Genomic DNA, 4428 nt, shown 5'->3' with positions numbered 1-4428 from the left:
TAACAAAAGATAACCGATCTCCCTGGAGTTGTAACTCTTCTTCTGCCTGGTAGGCTATCCGTTTGGCACGTTCCTGTTCTTCAGGGGTAGCCTTTCTGCCATCAGCCCGGAGCTGCACAACCCCCTGCCAGTAATTACCGTGATATCTGCTGCATCGGTCACAGGAGTCAAATTGCCAGAGTATCTCTACCGTGCAGGCTCCCTCACGGGGTTCATTATATAATAAACCGGTTATGGAGATATGTGCAAAAGTTCTGTTTTTGCTGTTTTCTTCCAGTTTTATAGAGATCTCAGGTTTCTGAATATCCTGAAAGAGATGAATAGCTGAAATAGCAGCCTCATATTCAAGATCTTCACGTGATCGCTCACAATCATTCCAACCGTTATTATCCCGCATAGAGTTACAATTCGGGCAACGTACCAGTCGGACACGGCCGTCACAGGTAAACCATTCAATATCTGATGCGCGGCATTTCCCGCAGATATCCCCTGTTGGTGACGGGCCACCACATTTCGGACAGATTGCCTCTTGTAAGTCCATGTAAATCGCTTTTTATATTCGTATGATAGTCGTGTACGGGATGCCGCTTATAAGGCGGCATGAATCCGGTTCCAGGATCCCTTGAGATACCGCAAGATCAACGCACCGTTTTCCAAAGATCGTGATATTATCACCGGTCATCAAAACGCGGATAACCTCTTCTTCAGAAGCAGGCTGGTTGCCAAAGAAGGCTTCATTGATTGAGATGGAGATCTCCCCTTCTGAAAAGGTTCTGCCGATTAGTTCCCGGTCACATAATCCGATTACTTCCTTGTCGTCTGCCGACCGGTGAATTCGAAGTAACATCCTGATATTATCGTGCCCCTGTACGAGAAAAACCTTTCAGGTAAATCAGAGTTCGATCTCAATCCCATAGACCTTCCGGGGTGTATGCATATGTATCCGGTACAGGTCTTCTTCTGTAATACTTCCCTGCTCCAGCATCCGAAGGGTAAAACGAGGCACTGATTTTGGACCGATGACGGCACCCGGCCGGCTGTTCTCATCCATGTAATCGCTTTCCATGGTAAATTCCCGTTTCATCCGGCACAAATTCGGGATCTCTTCATGCTTTGCAACAAGAGAGGGCATAAGCGGAGTATCCGGTGTCCCGAAATGTTTGATGACGCGGGCAGGATTCATACCCTCTGAAGTTGCCATATCTATCATATCTGCACACGGGCCTGACTCTGCATGGATCTGTATGGAACATCCGGCATCTGCCGCAAGTGAGAATGCATGTGATACTATCTCATTTGAAAGAGCGGTAATCTCTTCACTTGTCTCATAATGTGGGCGTCCGCTTTTCAGTCCGATAGCTTTTCCTTCAGTTACATATTGTGCAGCGATGGTAAGACCATCTTTCATGATCTCAGCCGCTTGTGCAACACTCATCCGTTCAGCCATGACCGTAATCTCTGCAGGGTGACATCCCAGCACAGGGAAAACAACTATACCGGTCTGCTCCTGGATCTGGTCTGCTATCTGGAGCGTTTCATCATAGACGCCCCTGAAGTCTTCTCCCCGGACCGGATGAATACCTAAAGACCAGGATGGCTTTGTTACCAGACATATGTGAGTCCCTCCTGCTCGTTTGAACTCCTTCACTGCCTCTATCCCTTTCCCGTTTCTGGGATCGATGTGGATATGATCATCAAGGATTGGATACTTCGGTGTCTTCATCCATCCACTCAATTCTCATCATGGGGTATTCACCTTCACGAGCAATACAGGCATGACATGATGCTTCATTGACCCGTACAGTCAGTTCCACATCCAGCATGAGACCAGATAATTCACTATATCCGAATGAGTTCGGTATCATAAGTTCCCTATCAAGGCGCACTGCAATATCGGTCATATAAGGTTGTTGAATGTGCGCATTTTCTATTGCTTTCTCTAATGATGATGCGGACTCTCGGGATACCGGAACGCCTACCCATTGGTGGTATAAAGCACCAAGTTTTATTCCTGCTTCAAAAGCTGCCCGTTCCCTGTCAGTTATCATATCATCACCTGAGAGATTTCAGTCTATATAAGATCCCTTATTTTTCATATCCCATCCTCAGGATTCATATGGTTAACTAGCATGGAGTCCAACAGGTACACAATGGCTATCCATCCGATAGAATTCAGATATGGAACCCCTGAGATGAAACAGGTCTTTAGTGAGGAACACCGGTTCCGATGCATCATTGAAGCTGAGATCGCCCTTGCCCATGCAGAAGGAATACTGGGTATGATACCCCGGGAAGATGCAGAGATAATTGCAGAGAAAGCACGCGGTGCATCCCTGGAACGGTCAAAAGAGATTGAAGAAGAGATTCACCATGACATGATGGCAGTAGTCAGGGCAGTTTCAGAAGTATGCGGTCAGGCAGGAAGATGGATCCACTATGGAGCAACCTCAAATGATATTCTTGACACCGCTACCGGTCTTCAACTCCGTGATGCACTGGACATACTTGAAACCAAATTAAAAAAGATTCTCTCAGTTCTTCTTGACCGGGCAGAAAAGACACGCCATCTGGTCTGTATTGGAAGGACGCATGGTCAGCATGGTGTTCCTACCACATATGGACTTCGTTTTGCTATATGGGCAAGTGAAATAGGACGCCATATTGAACGATTATCACAAATGAGACCCAGGGTCTGCGTCGGGCAACTCACCGGTGCAGTGGGGACGCAGGCAGCTCTTGGTGAGAAGGGGATGGAGATACAGGAGCAGATGATGAAATACCTGAACATATCATCGGTTGATGTTTCAAACCAGATTATCCAGCGTGACCGGTATGCAGAATATTTCTGTTTCCTTGCTAATCTGGCCACAACTCTGGATAAAATCGGTGTTGAGATCCGATCCCTGCAGAGAACGGAGATCGGAGAAGTTGAAGAGGCCTTTGGTGCAAAGCAGGTCGGATCATCTACCATGCCTCATAAGAGAAATCCCATAAAAAGTGAGCAGGTATGTGGTCTTGCCCGGATAATACGGTCATCAGTAGAGCCGGCATTTCAGAATAATACCCTCTGGGACGAGCGCGATTTAACCAACTCTTCTCCGGAACGGATCTTATTCCCTGAGGCAACCATCCTCACCGACCACATCCTAAAGATCATGACTTCTGTTCTGGAAGGTCTGAACCTGAAGGAAGATCGGATAAAACAGAACCTTGGCATGCTGCATGGAATTAATATGGCCGAATCGGTTATGATTGAACTGACAAAGAAAGGGATGGGACGCCAGGAAGCCCATGAGATTATCAGGGAAAAGAGTATGGAGGCACTGGCCTTACAAAAACCATTATCAGTGCTCCTCACCGGGACTCCTGAAGTGACAAAATATATCCCCGGACCTGAAATTGAGAAACTCCTCAATCCGGAATCATATATCGGTACATCGGTGGAACAGGTGGAAAGGGTTAGTAAAAAATTACGTACCCTTTACCTCTGATCTCCTTTATTAATCGTACACGCCGGTAAAGACTGATCCATATCGCTCAAATTTAAAATCTGAACGGGTTATTGGATCTGTAGTAAATTTCCATGTCTTCTTCGGCTCCAGGTAATCAATCGTTGCATAGGCATTGCCTATCTGATCTCCGTCAGCATTAAACAGGTTAAAGGTGATTACGATGATATCAATAGTTTTATCATCAAGATTTCGAATTTCACCTTTTATATAGGCTTTATCTCTGGCCACCCTGTCGATGTATGTCTTCCGGATGGAAAGATTAACCTGACTGTCTTCTGTGCATTCAAGATATCCAAATGGGCGGGAGATGAAAAGTCTCCTCCCTTCCGTCCCTTCCTTTTGTATGGTATCCTGAATCTGGTACTGAACAGAGTCATATACTGGAAAAGAATTTCCTGTATCTTCGATAGTAATAACCTGATCTGAGAAGACGGGCGATGAGAACAGAATACATACACAAGCTCCAATGAGCATTGATAGTACAATTACTTCTTTTTTAAGATGTTCTCCAGTTCTCATATCTCATCCCCCTGCATTCGATAATACCCCATAACAACAGCACCCATTTTGCTAGCTTCTGATCTGTTTACCGTGCCTATAAGACTACCGATACATAGATTTTTTCGTATGTTTTTGGAAAGAGAGGCTCTCTGGAATATAGAGCAGACAAGCCGCATTTATATGTTGAGGAGCAGAAATATGATGAGGTTTTGGATCGAACCAGATTTGAAATATTTTGTGTACATTACAGGGACCTTATCGTGAATATGCACGGATACTATGAGACTTATTACCATTCCAATAATAATTCTGGTTGTTTTCATATTATTTGCAGTACTCACTCCGGTACTTCTTCTTGAAGGGATAGAAGGAATTTTACCAGCAGATGTCAGAGAAAATACTGCGGATATCAGAC

Annotated in this window: 6 protein-coding genes; 1 reads left to right on the top strand and 5 read right to left on the bottom strand. The window is 45.2% G+C overall.

What is annotated here, in order from left to right:
* The 4 genes from LDL35_RS14690 to LDL35_RS14675 form a co-directional block, all read right to left on the bottom strand.
* A partial coding sequence (locus tag LDL35_RS14690; RefSeq protein ID WP_304023789.1) for an NMD3-related protein occupies nucleotides 1-541 on the bottom strand: 541 nt, incomplete at its 3' end.
* 12 nt (nucleotides 542-553) lie between these two features.
* Nucleotides 554-847 (bottom strand): DUF424 domain-containing protein, encoded by a 294-nt coding sequence (locus tag LDL35_RS14685; protein ID WP_304023787.1) that lies wholly within the window; start codon nucleotides 845-847, stop codon nucleotides 554-556.
* A gap of 45 nt (nucleotides 848-892) precedes the next feature.
* On the bottom strand, nucleotides 893-1723 hold the full coding sequence (locus tag LDL35_RS14680; protein WP_304023785.1) for a TatD family hydrolase: 831 nt from the start codon (nucleotides 1721-1723) through the stop codon (nucleotides 893-895).
* The gene (locus LDL35_RS14675; RefSeq protein WP_304023783.1) at nucleotides 1695-2048 is read right to left on the bottom strand and encodes a dihydroneopterin aldolase family protein; all 354 of its coding nucleotides are present in this window, start codon (nucleotides 2046-2048) and stop codon (nucleotides 1695-1697) included. Before LDL35_RS14675 ends, LDL35_RS14680 begins: the two co-directional genes overlap by 29 nt.
* Before the next feature lie 102 nt (nucleotides 2049-2150).
* On the opposite strand from LDL35_RS14675, the gene purB reads away from it, so the two are divergent.
* On the top strand, nucleotides 2151-3491 hold the full coding sequence (gene purB / locus LDL35_RS14670) for an adenylosuccinate lyase (RefSeq protein WP_304023781.1): 1341 nt from the start codon (nucleotides 2151-2153) through the stop codon (nucleotides 3489-3491).
* Between the two features lie 9 nt (nucleotides 3492-3500).
* On the opposite strand, the gene LDL35_RS14665 is transcribed toward purB, so the two are convergent.
* The gene (locus LDL35_RS14665) at nucleotides 3501-4031 is read right to left on the bottom strand and encodes an FxLYD domain-containing protein (protein ID WP_304023779.1); all 531 of its coding nucleotides are present in this window, start codon (nucleotides 4029-4031) and stop codon (nucleotides 3501-3503) included.
* Between the last annotated feature and the right edge of the window lie 397 nt (nucleotides 4032-4428).

Source organism: Methanospirillum hungatei (assembly GCF_020216685.1).
GTDB classification, from domain to species: domain Archaea; phylum Halobacteriota; class Methanomicrobia; order Methanomicrobiales; family Methanospirillaceae; genus Methanospirillum; species Methanospirillum hungatei_B.
Note: the sequence above shows the minus strand (reverse complement) of the source record. Positions and strands in the feature narration are given on the sequence as shown.